Raw genomic sequence first — 13622 nt, 5'->3', positions numbered from 1 at the left:
GGCGGGCGACGACGACTGCTGTCGGCGTTCTCATAAACAATCCATTCTGAGAGCAAGATCAACCGATCCGTCGACGAGCCGGACCCGGGCCGGATCTGTTCTCACAACCCGTTCTCACTCAAGAGAGCGCGGCGAGGGTTGTCGGAAATGTTTGTGAGAACATTGTGGAGTGACCGACGCTGAGATCCGCGACGCCGACGACGTCGAGCGCCACCCCTGCCCCCGCTGCGGCGTCCAGCCCGGCTCGCCGTGCCGGGCACGGTCCGGGGCGGTCGCCGGCACGTACCACACCGGGCGGTTCACCCAGGTTCCCCGCCTGGCGAAGATGCTGCGGGTACCCACGCCTGTCGACCGCGGCCCCGGGCAGCCTTGGCGGCCGGGCACCCCGCCGCCGGTCGCGCCGCGCTCGGACGGTCCGGCCGCCGACATCCGGATCGGGTACGCCCGGTGCAGCACCTTGCGGCAGGAGCTCCAGCCGCAGCTCGACGCCCTCGCCGCGTACGGCATACCCCGGGACAAAATTTTCTCCGAGAAGATCAGCACCCGGGTGCGCCTCCGACCGCAGTTCGAGGCGGCCCTGGCCACCGCCCGGGAGATCAAGGCGCACGCCCCGCACTGCCGGGTCATCGTCACCGTGTACGAGATGAAGCGGCTCGGCCGCGACGGCGCCGAGCTGACCGCCATCGCCGATCACCTCGCCGCGCACGGCCTGGCCCTGGAGATGCTCGCCGGCCCGCTGGCCGGGATCTACGACCCGGCCGGGCACGGCCGGATCCTGTTCGCGTTCTTCGCCGCGCTGGCCGAGACCGAGCGCGACAGCATCCGCGAGGGCACTCTCGAAGGGCTCGACGCCGCCGCGCGCCAGGGCAAGCACGGCGGCCGGCCGCCGGTGATCACCGAGGACATGCTGCACACCGTGCTGCGCCGTCAGGCGGCCGGGGAGAAGGTCGAGGCCATCGCGCAGGACCTGGTCATCGCCTCGGGGAAGCGCCGGGGGCAGTCGCCGAGTGTGGCCAGCGTCTACCGGGCCCTGGCAGCGCACGCCAAGGCGAGCGCGTATCCCGACGCCGTGGAGGCGGCCCGCGCGGAGTTCGCCGGCCTATAGCCGTTCGTACTCCTCGTCGAAGTCGACGTCTGGATCGTGATCCGGATCATCCAGGAGCTCGGCCAGCTCGGTAGTGACGTCGTCGGCCCACCCGTCGGTCATACCGGCACCCCAGCCCGGGTGCGCAGGGAAAGCCGCAACGACCCGGCTGGCTTCCTCTAGCCGCTCGAAGCCCGGCAAGCCCGATGCCGGGGTCAGCTTCGCCGTGGCAGGGTCGACGACCATCGCCGTGCCATTGGTGTTCCAGGACTCAACCGCTCACCAAGTCTGTCCGTTGGCGCCGCTGCCGTCGTAGCGAGCGGCCCAACCTGTGGGCGTGAAATCCATTCGGCCAGTCTCCGCCATGAGCGCCGGCGGCGATGGTGGCGTCGTTGGCCGCGCCACGCAGGCAGTGAATTATTCCGATGCCCATTGCGGAAATGTGATGATCACTGAGCGCGATTCCAAACCGCCCAAGCGGTGGGCTTCTGAGCATTTCGGCATGTGCACACCGGACCGTTCGTGAGCAGGTTCTCTGCGCATACGGCGACTGAGCTGGTCACGGTCGGCGGTGTCCGCGGCGGCGGGCTTCACGCCGCAGGACTTTCCGAGGCGCGTTTACACGGATACCTACTGTCGAAGGTCGGTCGTCGCGGGACCGGCTGGGACGGCGGGGGTTCGAGGCCATGTCCAGGCGGAGCGCAGGATGAAGGCCAGGAGCAGCACCTCGATTCCGATGGAGAGGCCGTAGAAGGAGGCCCAGTCCCAGGACTCCCCTACCGCGTTGACCACCGAGTAGGGGATGTAGAGCAATGCAACGACGAGGTTCGTGGCGCGGTTCACCCGGGCGGGCAGCGTCATGGAGAGCATCACCATCAGGGCCGGGATCGCCACGGACGCGAGCATCATGGTCAACAACGTCGGGCTGATGTCGAACTCAAAGACGACGCCAGCCAGGATGTCGTCGATGACGCCGGGCTTGAAGAAGTTGAAGATGTCGACGTAGGCGTAGAGAAACATGAAGCTGGTCCATGCGGCGGCGAGCTTGGCCTGCACGGGAATCGGCGGGTTGTCGAGCAGGTTCGGCGATTTCGTTCGGATGGTCATCGGTTCTTCTTTCGAGAGGACGGTCCCTCCGCCGGAGTGGCGGCAGGTCTGGGCGTGTACGCATGGGTTGGGTCGTTCGCGTCGGTCCGGTCGTCAGACGGTGACGACGACCTTCCCTCGGGTGTGGCCGGCCGCGACGTAGCGGAGGGCGTCGGCTGCTTCGTCGAGGGGGTAGGTGCGGTCGATGACGGGCGTGACCTGCCCGGTCGTGAGCAGGTCGGCCAGGGTGAGCAGGTCCTGGCGCTTCCCGATCGACGTGAAGGGCTTCAGCTGCTGACGGGCGAACCCGGACAGCACGCGTGCTTTGACGATCCGGCCGAGGGGGCCGAGCCAGCGGCCGCCGCGTCCGCTGTTGGGGATGAGGGTGCCGGTGGGCGTCAGTGCTCGGCGGACAGCCGCCAGCGGCTTCGCTTCCACGTTGTCGAGGATGACGTCGTAGCGCTTCTCGGTGCGGGTGAAGTCGGTTCTCGTGTAGTCAACGACATGGTCGGCACCGAGCGACCGGACCAAGTCGACGTTGCGGGTGCTGCACACACCCGTCACCTCGGCGCCGAAAGCCTTGGCGATCTGTACGGCGAAGGAGCCCACGCCGCCCGACGCTCCCGTGACCAGCACCGTCTGGCCCGGTTGAACATTCGCGATCTTGCGCAATGCCTGCAACGCCGTCATGGCCGACGTGGGCACCGCTGCCGCGTCCACGACCGACAGGGTTGCAGGCGTGGACACGAGGTTGTCCGCCGGGACGCAGGCGTACTCCGCGAGCGTTCCGGCGGTGCTCCAGCCGAACACCTCGTCGCCGGGGCGGAGAGCGGTGACATCCTTCCCGACCGCTGCCACCACGCCGGCGAGGTCCCTGCCCGGGATGCCGTGGCGCGGCCGGCGGAGCCCGAACGCCAGGCGCACCGCATACGGCACACCGGTCATCACGAAGTAGTCGCCAGGGTGTACCGAGGCCGCGCCCACCTGGACGAGCACATCGCCTCGACCGGGCAGCGGTAGCCCGACGGCGGACGACTCGAGCACTGAGGGCGGGCCGTAGCGGTACTGGACGGCGGCCCGCATCGTCGCCGCCCCGGCCGGACTCGCCCCCGGAACCAGGCGTGCTCCGGCATTCGATCGCTGTTCGATTCCCACCGAAGCCTCCTCACGTCCGAGCTGCGACTCTCGCAGGCTCGTACACCGTACGTCGTACGCCGTACTATGATAGTACGTTGTACGATTGTCAAGCCGTTCGAGAGCGAGGAGAACCGTGTCTGCGAGGGAACAACGCCAGGTCGCGTCAGACGCGGGGCTGAGCAAGCAGCGGGTGGTGGCCGAGGCGGTCCGGCTCGCCGACAGCGAGGGGGTCGGCGGGCTGAGCATGCGCCGGCTGGCTGGCGCGCTCGGCGCGGGCGCGATGTCGCTCTACTACTACGTGGCGAGCAAGGAGGAGTTGCTGGACGCCATGATCGACGTCGTGTTCGAGGAGATCGAGCTCCCGCCCGAAGAGGCCGACTGGCAGTCGGCGATGCGACGGGAGGCGGTATCCGCCCGACAGGTTCTCGCGCGCCACCCGTGGGCGATCGGCCTGATGGAGTCGCGGACATCGCCGGGGCCCGCGAACCTCCGCCACCGCGAGGCGGTCACCGCCTGCCTGCGGAGGGCTGGCTTCTCGGTCGTGATGGCGACGCACGCCAATTGGTTGCTCAACAGCTATGTCTACGGTTTCGCCCTGCAGGAAGCCAGCCTGCAGTTCGACACCGCCGATGAGTTCGCGGACATGACCGAGGACGTCTTCCTGCCCCAGCTTCCTCCTGACGAGTTCCCCTTCCTCAACGAGTCCGCCGCGGCGCTCGTCGCTGCCGGCTACGACCCGGCGGAGGAGTTCATCTTCGGCCTCGACCTCGTCCTAGCCGCCCTGGAGCCCCTGAGAGCCTCCGCATAGCGACGCTCACGGACCGTCGCGCGGCCCCCTGCACCGCAGTTCCGATCCGTAAGGGGGTTTCCTGACGATCTTGCGACCAGGGGCCAAAAAGTTGAACTTGGTTGAGGAGTGGACGGCGCTTGATACTGGCGCTAAGGATGATCTAGGTGCGGGCTTCGGCTGGCGTGGCGCGTAGGTAGCTGTACACGGTTTCGCGGCTGATGCCGAATTCCTTTGCCAGCGCCGATTTCTGCTGTTTTTTGCTGGTTACTACGGGGAGGTCGGCCAGCCCGGAGATTCAGCTCACGGGGTCCATGTTGTCTTCTCACCTGCTGGCCAGGCGGCTCACATCTGCCCGTCGTCGGTGCCCGGGTCGCGCAGGGCGCGGCGACCATCGGAGTCGAGGTCGGGCGGGGTGAAGCTGTAGTGGCCGGCGACGTTGATGTGCCGGTGCCAGTACAGGTGCAGGCGGGCGACGTCAGCCTCGCGTACCGGGTACCCGTCGGCGTGCAGCCGGCCCAGGATCATGTCGAGGTAGGCCGTGTTCCACAGCGTGATGGCGTTGACGACCAGGCCGAGGGCGCCGAGTTGGTCTTCCATCCCGGAGTGGTAGGCCTCGCGGAGTTCGCCCTTGCGGCCGTGGAAGACGTGCTTGGCCAGGCCGTGCGGCCTGGTCCTGGAGATGCTCGCCGGGTCCCTGCCGGATGTATGACCCCAGCGGGCCCGGCCGCCTGCTGTTCGCGTTCTTCGCCGCGATGGCCGAGACCGAACGGGAGAACATCCGCGAGTCGACTCTCGAAGGACTCGACGCGGCGGCCCGCAAGGGCAAACACGGCGGCCGCCCGCCCGTCATCACCGACGACATGCTGCACACCGTGCTCCGCCGCCGCGCGAACGGTGAGTCGGTCGAGCAGATCCAACCCGACCTGATCATCGCAACCGGCAAGCGCAAGGGCCAGGCCCCCAGCGTCGCGAGCATCTACCACGCGCTCGCCGAGCACGCCAAGCAGCAGGCCTACCCCGAAGCCGTCGCCCAGGCGCACACCGACTTCGCCGACCTCCACGGCGCCGACGACATCCCCCGCCCCCGCCGAGCCGGGGCTTGAGCAGCAACCGAACGGCCAGTGGCGTTAGACACCCCAGGAGCTAAGTGGGTCAAGCTGCGAGGTGTTGGTAGCGGTGGGGCCGGGCAGTTCCTCGGTGTGCAGGCAGCGTGTGCGCTTCCAGCGCAACGGCGGGGGCGGTCTCCTCCTGGGCCATGCGGCTGTCCCGCTCACCGGTCCTTCAGTATCACGGTGTGGGATAATTCCCTGGTCAGGCAGCCTACGAGCCCGTTCCCCCCTGACCCAGGTGAAGGGAGCAGGCATGGATATCACCACACCGCAGATGGTCGCCATCCCCAAGGAAACCGACCACCTCGAACAGGGCAAGTACGGCCCCATCTTCCCCAGGACCCCGGCGTGCTACGGGTTCACGATCATCGCCGACATCAAGCCGGGGCGGGCCGAGGCGATCCGTAACCACGGTCACACGCTGGTCAATGCGCTGGAGAGCGACCCGCACCTGCTGGCGCCGCTGAAACTGCACTATCTGCGCTGGGTGCTGTTCGACGACGACACGCGCTTCCTGTATCAGGGGATCTTCGATACCGACTTCGACAAGTACACCGAGGACGCCGTCGCACTGTTCAGCAAGGTGGGGGTGAGCACGGTCTTCGAGAACCTCGTGGGGTTCCCCGAGGACTGGAAGAGCAACCCCGAGGCGTTCGTCAGGTACGTGCGCGAGCACCAGTGCCCGAGCTTCATCGAGTATGGGGAGTACCCCTACGTCACCGCCGCCGAGATCAAGAAGGCGCTGCGGGTCAAGAGCGCTCTGTCGGAGATGCTCGACCAGATGCAGTGAGGCTGGGAAGACCGAGTCGGCCCTCTACGGTCCATGCCCACGCGCACTTAAGCCTTCGTCAGCAGGCTCTTACACATCACCGGGCTGTGACGGACCGGGTGTCCGACCTGGCAAGGCCTGCCAGTAAGGATCTTGCTACCTGGTACAGGCGACACTTCTGACCGATCAGAATGAAGGTCCTGTCCGGTCTGCGGCCCGGTATGGTCCGTTCCCGCCGCACTCCGGTGGCCCCTCGGGGCGAGTCCGTTGGATTCTGCTCCATTGCTACCGGGACCCCGACATCCGGGAATGCGGCGTGGTGAAGGCGTCAGGAAATCCCGCAAAGGCATATGGATCGTGTTAAAGCCATGGTGACGGGCCCGGGTACCGGCTCACCATGGGACTGGAAAGAGCGGCGTCATACGGCGTCGCCAGGCCAGGATCCACCGCCTGCTGGAGGGTGTCGTGAACGAGGTCGCGGGATTGTGTTTGCTGAGCGTCGGCCTTGCCCTGTTCGTACTCGCGCGGCGCGTCAGGCTCGGGCCGGTGCCCGGCTGGGGCGGGCTGACGGCCAGGATCGGCTTGGGGGACGCGCGATCGTGGGAGATCACGCACGAGGAGATCGAGCAGTGGATCATGGCCGCGGGGGTCGCGGCGGGACTGGCCGGGCTGGCGTCACTGTCGATCGAGGAAGGCTCGACGCTGGCCGCGGTGACGACGCTGGGCATGGGACTGTGCGGCGCGCTGCTGGTGACCGCCGCCGCGACCGGACGCGCGCGACTACGGCGACCCGGTGCCTGAGAGGGGGCAGACCAAGTAAGCCGGAAAGGGGCAACGGCGGCGGACATACAGGACAGAACTACAACCCTGTCCGGTTCCCGAGACGACGTCTGACCAGGTCGGCGCCCTGCTCCCGAAGGCGTCCCCAGCCCCAAAGTAGCGATGAGCTAGATCACGGTTGCGGTTCGTAGTCGTCACGAATCGCGCGTACCGGGGCGTAGGGGGTGTTCCCCGTTCGATCGTGTGCCCTGTTCTCGGGGGTCGGTCAGGTGAAGGGAGCGGCGGAGATGCGTCGGGAGTGGGAGCCTGAGGAGCTGATCGCGGCGTGGACGCTGCTGGACAGCGACTGGGATCTGGTGGGGAACAAGACGGGGGCGACCCGTCTGGGCTTCAGCGAAGCTGCGTGGTGGCGAGGGTGACGACGCTCAGCTCCAGCCCTTGAGCCGGGCACGGCAGCCGGTCGTCGCTCAGCCGCTCGGCGACGGCCGAGCGCTGCTCTGCCGTCATCGGGTCCTGGCAGACGACGAGGAGGTCGACGTCACTGCGTCGCGGGTCGAAGCCCCCGAGCACCGCAGAACCGTGCAGATACGCGCCCACGAGGCGTGGGCCGAATATCTCCGACATCACCGATGCGACATCCCCGGCATAGCGCTCCATGATCCGGACTATAGGGTGCATCAGGTGGACATGACCGATCCCGCCACCCGGGACATCCTCGCCAGCTTCGAACGCGCGCGATCCATGCTGTTCAGGCGCCTTGAGGGCCTGACCGACGCCGAGTACCACTGGGAGCCGGTCAGCGACTGCGTCGGCCTGCGCCCCGGCGACGACGGCGTCTTCCGCGTCGACGCGGTCTTTCCGGAGTCGAGCCCGGATGCGCCGGACCCCGTCACCACGATCGCCTGGCGCATCTGGCACATCGGCAACCTCTGCCTGCGCGGCTACGTGATCTACCTCTTCGACGACGCCCCCGAGTTCGGCGAGCGCGACGAGTGGCCGGGCACCGCGAAAGAGGGCATCGAGGCGCTCGCCGAGGACTGGGAGCACTTCACCTCCCGCATCGCCGCCCTCGGCGACCAGCGTCTGCTGGCCCCGATCGGCATGGGTCCCGGCGGTTGGGCCGAGGAGACCTACCTGAAGCTCGCACTGCACGCCCTGGTCGAGGTCGCGCATCACGGCGGCGAGATCGGCCTGCTGCGCGACCTGTACATACGCCAAGGCGTCTGACAGGGCCTCATCGGGGCAGTGCACACCGCCATGGGCAGGGTGTGGACCCCGACCACCGATACTCCGAAAACAGCGCAGCATCGACCTTCACCTGCCCGGCCATGTAGTCCACCGCCGCCCGCGGCACCTCACCCGCATGTCGCGGGAAGCGGCCCTCCTGCTCAAAGAACTTCAGCAGCAGGCCGAAGCCCAGACGGGTCGCCCCCGTCTTGTTCCCCACCAGATCCCAGTCGCTGTCCAGCAGCGTCCACGCCGCGATCAGCTCCTCAGGCTCCCACTCCTGACGCATCTCCGCCGCTCCCTTCACCTGACGGCCTCCGGGGAGGATCGGACCGGATTTTGGCGCCAGCACCGACCAACTTGCCGACCAGTCGCTCAGAGTGCCGAGGCGGGGTGGGGAATGAGGGCGGACCGCCGTCGCGGTGGACGGTGCTGCCGATGATTGGCCGATCAGCCTGCGGGGGTGGCCGCCGCTGATGGCGCCGTGTCGTTCGCCTAGTCGTGTTCGCGGAGCATGCGCAGGACGGTGGCCGGGGAGGGGCGTCGGCCCTTCTTCTTGCCCTTGATGATGACGAGGCGGGCGGCGATGTCGCGGAGGCTGAGGTTCTGGGCGCGTAGGTGCAGGGCCATGGAGAGCATGGCGTCGTCGGTGACGGTGGCGCCGCCGATGGTCTTGCCGCGGCTGCGGGCGGATTCGTGGCCTTCCAGGGTACGGTCGCGGATGTACTCGCGTTCCATCCCCGACAGGGCGGCGAGCACGGTGAACACCACACCGGACGGGTCGTGGCTGCCCTGCAGCTCGCCGGTGAGGAACTCCAGGCCGATGCCGGCGGCGCGCAGTTGCTCGGCGAGGGCGGCCAGGTCGAGGCCGCGGCCGAGCCACTTGTGCTCGTGCACCACGATGGTGACCGCGACGCCCGCTGTGCGGAGTTCGCGGGCCAGGATGACGGCCTTGTCGAGTTCGGGCCGGATGGTGGCGCGGGTGGAGATCTTCTCGGAGAAGATGCGGGTGACGCCGGCGGTCTTGAGGGAGTCGAGCTGGGTGTCGAGAGATTGGCGGGCGGTGGAGGCGCGGGCGTAGCCGATCCGCACATGCCCCGCCGGTTCCGCACCGGCCGCGGTCGGGCGGGGCAGCTCGATCCAGAGCGTGCCTGGCTTGCGGACGGCCGGGGTCGGGAGGTTGAGCGTCTTGGCGAGCGCAGGCACGAGCCGGAAGCGGGCGGTGTGGTACTGGACAGCGACCTTGCCCTTGCCAGTCTGGCAGGGTGAACCGGCCGGGGCGGCGCAGGAGGTCATCGGGCAGGCGTGGGCCTTCACGCGAAGGTGGTCGTCGTCGCTCACCCCAAGATCGTTTCATAGGAGTGTTTCAACTTGTTACCCGTTTGCACCGACCTATGAAACAGGGGAGTCCCTGGTCGTGATCGGCCAGGGCCGGTGTTTCATGAGTCCTCGCCTGTGAAACACCGAGACGACTAACCGCCATGGTCATTCTCAGCGATGACTGCTGTCCGCCGGTTCCTCAACCCCCCGTTATTGACCAGTGAGCCAGGCCCGACTCAGCTCGCGAAGCCATCCAAGGCGGCGGGAACGGCCTTGGCCATGGTGCTACTGCCGGTATGCCCCGAGTCATCCACCACGACAAGTCGTGCGTCGGGCCAGGCCTGGGCCAATTGCCAGGCGTTCTCCAGCGGACAGCCCAAGTCGAAGCGGCCGTGGATGAGCACGCCGGGGATGCCGGCCAGCTTGTGCGCATTGCGCAGCAAGATGCCTTCCTCCAGCCAGGCGGCGTTGGAGAAGTAGTGGGCGCAGATGCGGGTGAAGGCCAGCAGATCGGCCTCTGGCTGGTCGCTGTAGGCGTTCGGTTTGCCGTTGACCTCCAGGGAGATCACCGCGTCCTCCCAGGCCGCCCAGTCGTGAGTGGCCTTGGCGCGTACGGCGGGGTCGGGATCGGACATCAGCCGCGCGTAGGCGGCCAGCAGATCATCGTCGCGTTCGGCCTGGGGGACGCCCTCGCGGAAGCGCTGCCACTGCTCGGGAAAGAAGCGACCCACACCACGGTAGAGCCAGTCGATCTCAGAGCGGCGGGTCATGGTGACGGCGCAGATGACCATCTCCGACACGCGCGCCGGGTGGGCTTGGGCGTAGGCAAGCATCAGCGTGGATCCCCACGACCCGCCATAGAGCAGCCATCGGTCGACACCGAGATGCTCGCGCAACCGTTCCATGTCAGCGACCAGGTGCTGGGTGGTGTTGGTGCTCAGATCGACGGCCGGGTCGCTGGCGTGCGGCAGGCTCCGACCGCAGTTGCGCTGATCGAACAAGATGATGCGGTAACGCTCGGGATCAAAGCCGCGGCGTTGACCAGGCGTGCAGCCCCCGCCAGGGCCGCCATGGACGACGAGCGCAGGCTTGCCCTCGGGGTTGCCGCAGACCTCCCAGTAGATGAGGTGGCCGTCGCCGGTGCCAAGGTGCCCGTGGTCGTAGGGCTCGATCGGGGGATACATCGCCCCAAGATACAAGCGCCAGCGCCCGAGTCAGCAGCTCCACCCGCACGTCTTTGCACTGCTAACCAAGGTCTGCTCCACCGGCTGACAACCCGATGAGTGAGATCGATAATCGGGCGGGGGCCGACGTCGGCCCACCCGTGCCGACACCGGCCGACAGCACGCCTGGTCGGCGGTCAATCGATGTCCAAGGCGGCAGGCGGGTCCACGGCGGCAGCGAGATTCTGGGACGATGGTGCTCGTGACAGCACGAACTGTGGGGATCGTGGGCTTGGGCCGAATGGGGCTGACTCTGGCCGCTGGCTTCAGCAGAGCAGTCGAACCGGCACGATTGTTCGTCGCAGGTCGGTCGGTATCCAGCATCGAGCGCGTACGCGCTGCTGTACCTACCGCCACGGTGCTGCCGCCAGCCGACTTGGCTGACCGGGCTACCCTGGTTGTTCTGTGTGTGCGCAACGTGGACCTTCCTGACGTGCTCGCCGTTGTGCGTCCTCGACTTTCGGCGGAGCACATCGTGGTCACGATTAACAACGCACTGCCCCTGCCGAGGCTGGCGGACTCGGTTCCCTGTCCCGTTGCCAAGCTGATTCCCAGCGTCGGTAACGAGATCGGTGCGGGCGCGACGCTGCTCATGCCCGGCCCTGGCCTGAGCGAGGACGCCGTTGCCGAGTTGACGGAGTTGCTACAGGGGTTTTCCCGGCCGTTCGTGATCGGCGAGCGACAGGGCCGGGCAGCCACCGACCTGGCATCGTGCGGTCCGGCACTTCTGGCCAGTGTGGCCCAATCGATGATCGCAGCGCAGATCGAGCGCGGCGCGCCGCTACCCCCGGGTCTGGCCGAACAACTCCTCGCGCAGAGCATCGACGCCGTCAGCCGGCTGCTGGATCACGGGACGCCCTTGGCCGAGATCGTGGACCGCGTCGCGGTTCCCGGCGGCAACACCGCCGCTGCCGTCGAGGCGAGCCGCGACGGTCTCGCCGCGGCGTGGCGGGCAGCGTTCTGGGCGACTGCCGACAACGAGCGCTCCAAGCCCCTGCCCGCACTGTGATTCATCGTGCGGACAACGACCTTGGCCAGGGTGCCGGTCACGCCGCACAGCGTGCGTTCAGGGAGCTGTGGACGGTGTTGGTAAGGAGGCCAAGCGCCTGGCCGTACGAGCCGAAGAACGTCTGTTGTGGGCACTGCGCCGCGAGCAGGAAGCCGCGGAGAGCACAGAGGCCCTGCGTGAGCTGCGCGCCGACATGGGGTGTCGTGTTGGGTCGGACCGGGGCGCCCTGCCGTGATTACTCCCGGTGGGTTTCCCCGGCCCGCCCGCCGCACCCGGCGTGCGTGTCTCCACGCACCGGGCGCTCCACATGCCTTGCCCGCTGGTCAGCCGCCTGAGGCGGTTGCCGGTGTCGGAGCCCATGGAGTCGCGATGCTGCCACCGCGGTAGCGGTAGCGCTTCACCGAGACAGTGGATGTGCCGGTGAAGGCGACTCCCTGGTGAGCGACTCTCCAGCCGACGTCGCAGAAGCGACGCCTGAACTCCGGCATCCCCATGCGGGCCTTGCCCGCATACTTCCGGCGGATCCAGCGCATCAACCGGGCCCAGGTGTGGGCGTCGATCGCTGCGAAGGTCGCCTTGGAGACGCCGTAGCGGAAGTAGTTCGCCCACCCGCGCAGCATCCTGTTCAAGCTCAAGATCAGCCTGGCCAGGTCCTGATTGCGGGTTGACCTGTGTGTCTTCGCCGACACCTTGTCCCTGATTGCCTGGACGGCCTTCCTGGACGGTTTGGTGTAGACGAAGTACTTGTTCGTCCCTCGCTTCCGCTGGCGGCGGATGTGATGTCCGAGGAAGTCGAACCCCTCGTCAATATGGACCACGCAGGTCTTGTCCGGAGCCAGCCGCAGCCCCAGCGGGGCCAGTACGGCTGACACCTCCTCACGCAGACTTTCGGCATGGTGCCGGTCGCCCGACACCATCAACACGAAGTCATCAGCGAACCTGATGAGTCTCCAGTTGCCCTGGCCTTTGAGTCTGCGCCGGTTCCGCCGCCGCCATGTGCCCATCATCTGACGCCACTACCGATCGAAATGATCGTCCAGCGCGGTCAAGGCGATGTTGGCGAGCAGTGGGGACAGGACGCCGCCTTGTGGGGTTCCGGTCCAGGTCTCTTCCCGATTGCCGTCCGCCGTCATGACGCCGGACTTCAGGAACGCCTTGACCAGCGCGTTCACCTGCTTATCCGAGATCCTTACCCGCAGGCGATCCATCAGGGCCGTGTGGTCGATCTCGTCGAAACACGCCGTGATGTCGGCCTCCAGCACCCAGCGGTAGTTGATGGGCTCAGAGGCCAGATGGTGAATCTCGGCGATCGCGTCGTGCGCGCGCCGGTTGGGGCGAAACCCATACGAGCACGGCAGAAAGTCCGCCTCGAAGATGGGTTCGAGCACCTGCTTGAGACTGGCCTGGACCACTCGGTCAGCGACGGTGGGGATGCCCAGCTTGCGCAGCTTGCCGCTGGCCTTGGGAATCATCACCTGCCGGACCTCGACCGGAAAGAACTCACCGGACTTCAGTGAATCCCGGATCTGGCTCAGAAACGTCTCGACCCCGATCCGGGTCTCGATCCAGACCACCGTGGCCCGATCGATTCCTGGAGTCCGAGCTCCGACGTTCCTGGTCCACGCGCTCCCACGCATGGATCAGGAACGCTGGATCGTAGACGAGGTTGAACAGGTCACCGAACCGGCGACCGTGATCATCGGTCGCCCAACGGTGCAACTTGGTCTGCATCCTCCGTACCGTGACGAAAGCCGAATCAGCGTCCGGCCATCGCGTGGCGCCGGTATTCACCGGCGCATCTTCGGACATTGCATTCCTTCCTTGTCTGGCATGCTGCCGCCCTTCCCCATGTGACCGGCTCTCCCGGTCTCCGAGTACTACGGCGGCTCCGTCCCGCCCGCGCCTTCGGCTGGCGTCGCGCCTATCCCGCGCTCACCCCTGGAGAAGATGAGGCCGGGAACGACCACGGGCGGTTCCCACGTTCACTGCTGTCCGATCGACGGGTTAGGCACCCGGCTATACCCCTGCGGCATCGCCACGGCTACGCCGTAGTCCTTCACCGTGGCCTCCAAGCCCAAGCAGTTAAGA

At 67.3% G+C, this 13622-nt stretch carries 20 protein-coding genes and 1 pseudogene; 11 read left to right on the top strand and 10 right to left on the bottom strand.

The genetic code is table 11. The annotated features are described in order from the left end of the window. Positions 1-169 precede the first annotated feature (169 nt). Together J2S55_RS39560 and J2S55_RS39555 are read left to right on the top strand one after the other, a co-directional pair. Positions 170-1105 (top strand): recombinase family protein, encoded by a 936-nt coding sequence (locus J2S55_RS39560; RefSeq protein WP_306871832.1) that lies wholly within the window; start codon positions 170-172, stop codon positions 1103-1105. Between the two features lie 316 nt (positions 1106-1421). After that, the gene (locus tag J2S55_RS39555) at positions 1422-1610 is read left to right on the top strand and encodes a hypothetical protein (protein WP_306871830.1); all 189 of its coding nucleotides are present in this window, start codon (positions 1422-1424) and stop codon (positions 1608-1610) included. Positions 1611-1714: 104 nt separating this feature from the next. On the opposite strand, the gene J2S55_RS39550 is transcribed toward J2S55_RS39555, so the two are convergent. Both J2S55_RS39550 and J2S55_RS39545 read right to left on the bottom strand, forming a co-directional pair. After that, the gene (locus J2S55_RS39550) at positions 1715-2191 is read right to left on the bottom strand and encodes a DUF6326 family protein (RefSeq protein ID WP_306871828.1); all 477 of its coding nucleotides are present in this window, start codon (positions 2189-2191) and stop codon (positions 1715-1717) included. 93 nt (positions 2192-2284) lie between these two features. Beyond that, positions 2285-3325, bottom strand: coding sequence for an NAD(P)-dependent alcohol dehydrogenase (locus J2S55_RS39545; protein ID WP_306871825.1), 1041 nt, complete (start codon positions 3323-3325; stop codon positions 2285-2287). Positions 3326-3440: 115 nt separating this feature from the next. Between J2S55_RS39545 and J2S55_RS39540 the strand changes: the two genes are divergently transcribed. Continuing rightward, a complete protein-coding gene (locus J2S55_RS39540; protein ID WP_306871823.1) occupies positions 3441-4115 on the top strand; it encodes a TetR/AcrR family transcriptional regulator C-terminal domain-containing protein in 675 nt (224 codons plus the stop codon). A 142-nt stretch (positions 4116-4257) separates the two neighbouring features. Here the strand turns inward: J2S55_RS39540 and J2S55_RS48475 are convergent, their stop codons facing one another. Together J2S55_RS48475 and J2S55_RS39535 are read right to left on the bottom strand one after the other, a co-directional pair. Continuing rightward, positions 4258-4383 (bottom strand): helix-turn-helix domain-containing protein, encoded by a 126-nt coding sequence (locus J2S55_RS48475; protein ID WP_370879810.1) that lies wholly within the window; start codon positions 4381-4383, stop codon positions 4258-4260. Positions 4384-4439: 56 nt separating this feature from the next. Then, entirely contained in the window at positions 4440-4754 is a 315-nt protein-coding gene (locus J2S55_RS39535) for a Tn3 family transposase (RefSeq protein WP_306875766.1), read from the bottom strand. A 44-nt stretch (positions 4755-4798) separates the two neighbouring features. Here J2S55_RS39535 and J2S55_RS39530 point away from each other — a divergent pair, with 44 nt between their 5' ends. The 4 genes from J2S55_RS39530 to J2S55_RS39515 all read left to right on the top strand — a co-directional run bounded on the left by J2S55_RS39530 (position 4799) and on the right by J2S55_RS39515 (position 7174). Next, a complete protein-coding gene (locus J2S55_RS39530; protein WP_306871822.1) occupies positions 4799-5200 on the top strand; it encodes a recombinase family protein in 402 nt (133 codons plus the stop codon). 259 nt (positions 5201-5459) lie between these two features. After that, positions 5460-5996 carry a hypothetical protein gene (locus tag J2S55_RS39525; RefSeq protein WP_306871820.1) on the top strand — a complete coding sequence of 179 codons (537 nt, stop codon included), beginning with the start codon at positions 5460-5462 and terminating at the stop codon, positions 5994-5996. 468 nt (positions 5997-6464) lie between these two features. After that, a complete protein-coding gene (locus J2S55_RS39520; RefSeq protein ID WP_306871819.1) occupies positions 6465-6776 on the top strand; it encodes a hypothetical protein in 312 nt (103 codons plus the stop codon). A gap of 266 nt (positions 6777-7042) precedes the next feature. Beyond that, positions 7043-7174, top strand: coding sequence for a hypothetical protein (locus tag J2S55_RS39515; RefSeq protein ID WP_306871817.1), 132 nt, complete (start codon positions 7043-7045; stop codon positions 7172-7174). Here the strand turns inward: J2S55_RS39515 and J2S55_RS39510 are convergent. Next, the gene (locus J2S55_RS39510) at positions 7146-7412 is read right to left on the bottom strand and encodes a nucleotidyltransferase domain-containing protein (RefSeq protein WP_306871814.1); all 267 of its coding nucleotides are present in this window, start codon (positions 7410-7412) and stop codon (positions 7146-7148) included. The two genes, J2S55_RS39515 and J2S55_RS39510, sit on opposite strands and share 29 nt — an antisense overlap. Before the next feature lie 30 nt (positions 7413-7442). Between J2S55_RS39510 and J2S55_RS39505 the strand changes: the two genes are divergently transcribed. Next, complete coding sequence (locus J2S55_RS39505; protein WP_306875763.1) at positions 7443-7982, top strand: DinB family protein; 540 nt, start codon at positions 7443-7445, stop codon at positions 7980-7982. A 7-nt stretch (positions 7983-7989) separates the two neighbouring features. On the opposite strand, the gene J2S55_RS39500 is transcribed toward J2S55_RS39505, so the two are convergent. The 3 genes from J2S55_RS39500 to pip form a co-directional block, all read right to left on the bottom strand. After that, complete coding sequence (locus tag J2S55_RS39500; RefSeq protein WP_306871812.1) at positions 7990-8271, bottom strand: DUF4158 domain-containing protein; 282 nt, start codon at positions 8269-8271, stop codon at positions 7990-7992. A 206-nt stretch (positions 8272-8477) separates the two neighbouring features. Next, the gene (locus J2S55_RS39495) at positions 8478-9323 is read right to left on the bottom strand and encodes a recombinase family protein (protein ID WP_306871809.1); all 846 of its coding nucleotides are present in this window, start codon (positions 9321-9323) and stop codon (positions 8478-8480) included. 215 nt (positions 9324-9538) lie between these two features. Then, on the bottom strand, positions 9539-10486 hold the full coding sequence (pip, locus tag J2S55_RS39490) for a prolyl aminopeptidase (RefSeq protein WP_306871807.1): 948 nt from the start codon (positions 10484-10486) through the stop codon (positions 9539-9541). Positions 10487-10718: 232 nt separating this feature from the next. Between pip and J2S55_RS39485 the strand changes: the two genes are divergently transcribed. Then, the gene (locus tag J2S55_RS39485) at positions 10719-11534 is read left to right on the top strand and encodes a pyrroline-5-carboxylate reductase family protein (protein WP_306871805.1); all 816 of its coding nucleotides are present in this window, start codon (positions 10719-10721) and stop codon (positions 11532-11534) included. Between the two features lie 67 nt (positions 11535-11601). Next, complete coding sequence (locus J2S55_RS39480) at positions 11602-11769, top strand: hypothetical protein (RefSeq protein WP_306871802.1); 168 nt, start codon at positions 11602-11604, stop codon at positions 11767-11769. Between the two features lie 88 nt (positions 11770-11857). Here the strand turns inward: J2S55_RS39480 and J2S55_RS39475 are convergent, their stop codons facing one another. Next, on the bottom strand, positions 11858-12235 hold the full coding sequence (locus tag J2S55_RS39475) for a group II intron maturase-specific domain-containing protein (RefSeq protein ID WP_306875761.1): 378 nt from the start codon (positions 12233-12235) through the stop codon (positions 11858-11860). Between the two features lie 84 nt (positions 12236-12319). Then, positions 12320-13006: pseudogene (locus J2S55_RS39470) on the bottom strand (reverse transcriptase domain-containing protein); the annotation flags it as partial. Between the two features lie 163 nt (positions 13007-13169). Here J2S55_RS39470 and J2S55_RS39465 point away from each other — a divergent pair. Continuing rightward, positions 13170-13388 (top strand): hypothetical protein, encoded by a 219-nt coding sequence (locus tag J2S55_RS39465; protein ID WP_306871799.1) that lies wholly within the window; start codon positions 13170-13172, stop codon positions 13386-13388. The last annotated feature ends 234 nt before the right edge of the window (positions 13389-13622 follow it).

Origin of the sequence: Streptosporangium brasiliense, from assembly GCF_030811595.1 — a bacterium.
GTDB classification, from domain to species: domain Bacteria; phylum Actinomycetota; class Actinomycetes; order Streptosporangiales; family Streptosporangiaceae; genus Streptosporangium; species Streptosporangium brasiliense.
Note: the sequence above shows the minus strand (reverse complement) of the source record. Positions and strands in the feature narration are given on the sequence as shown.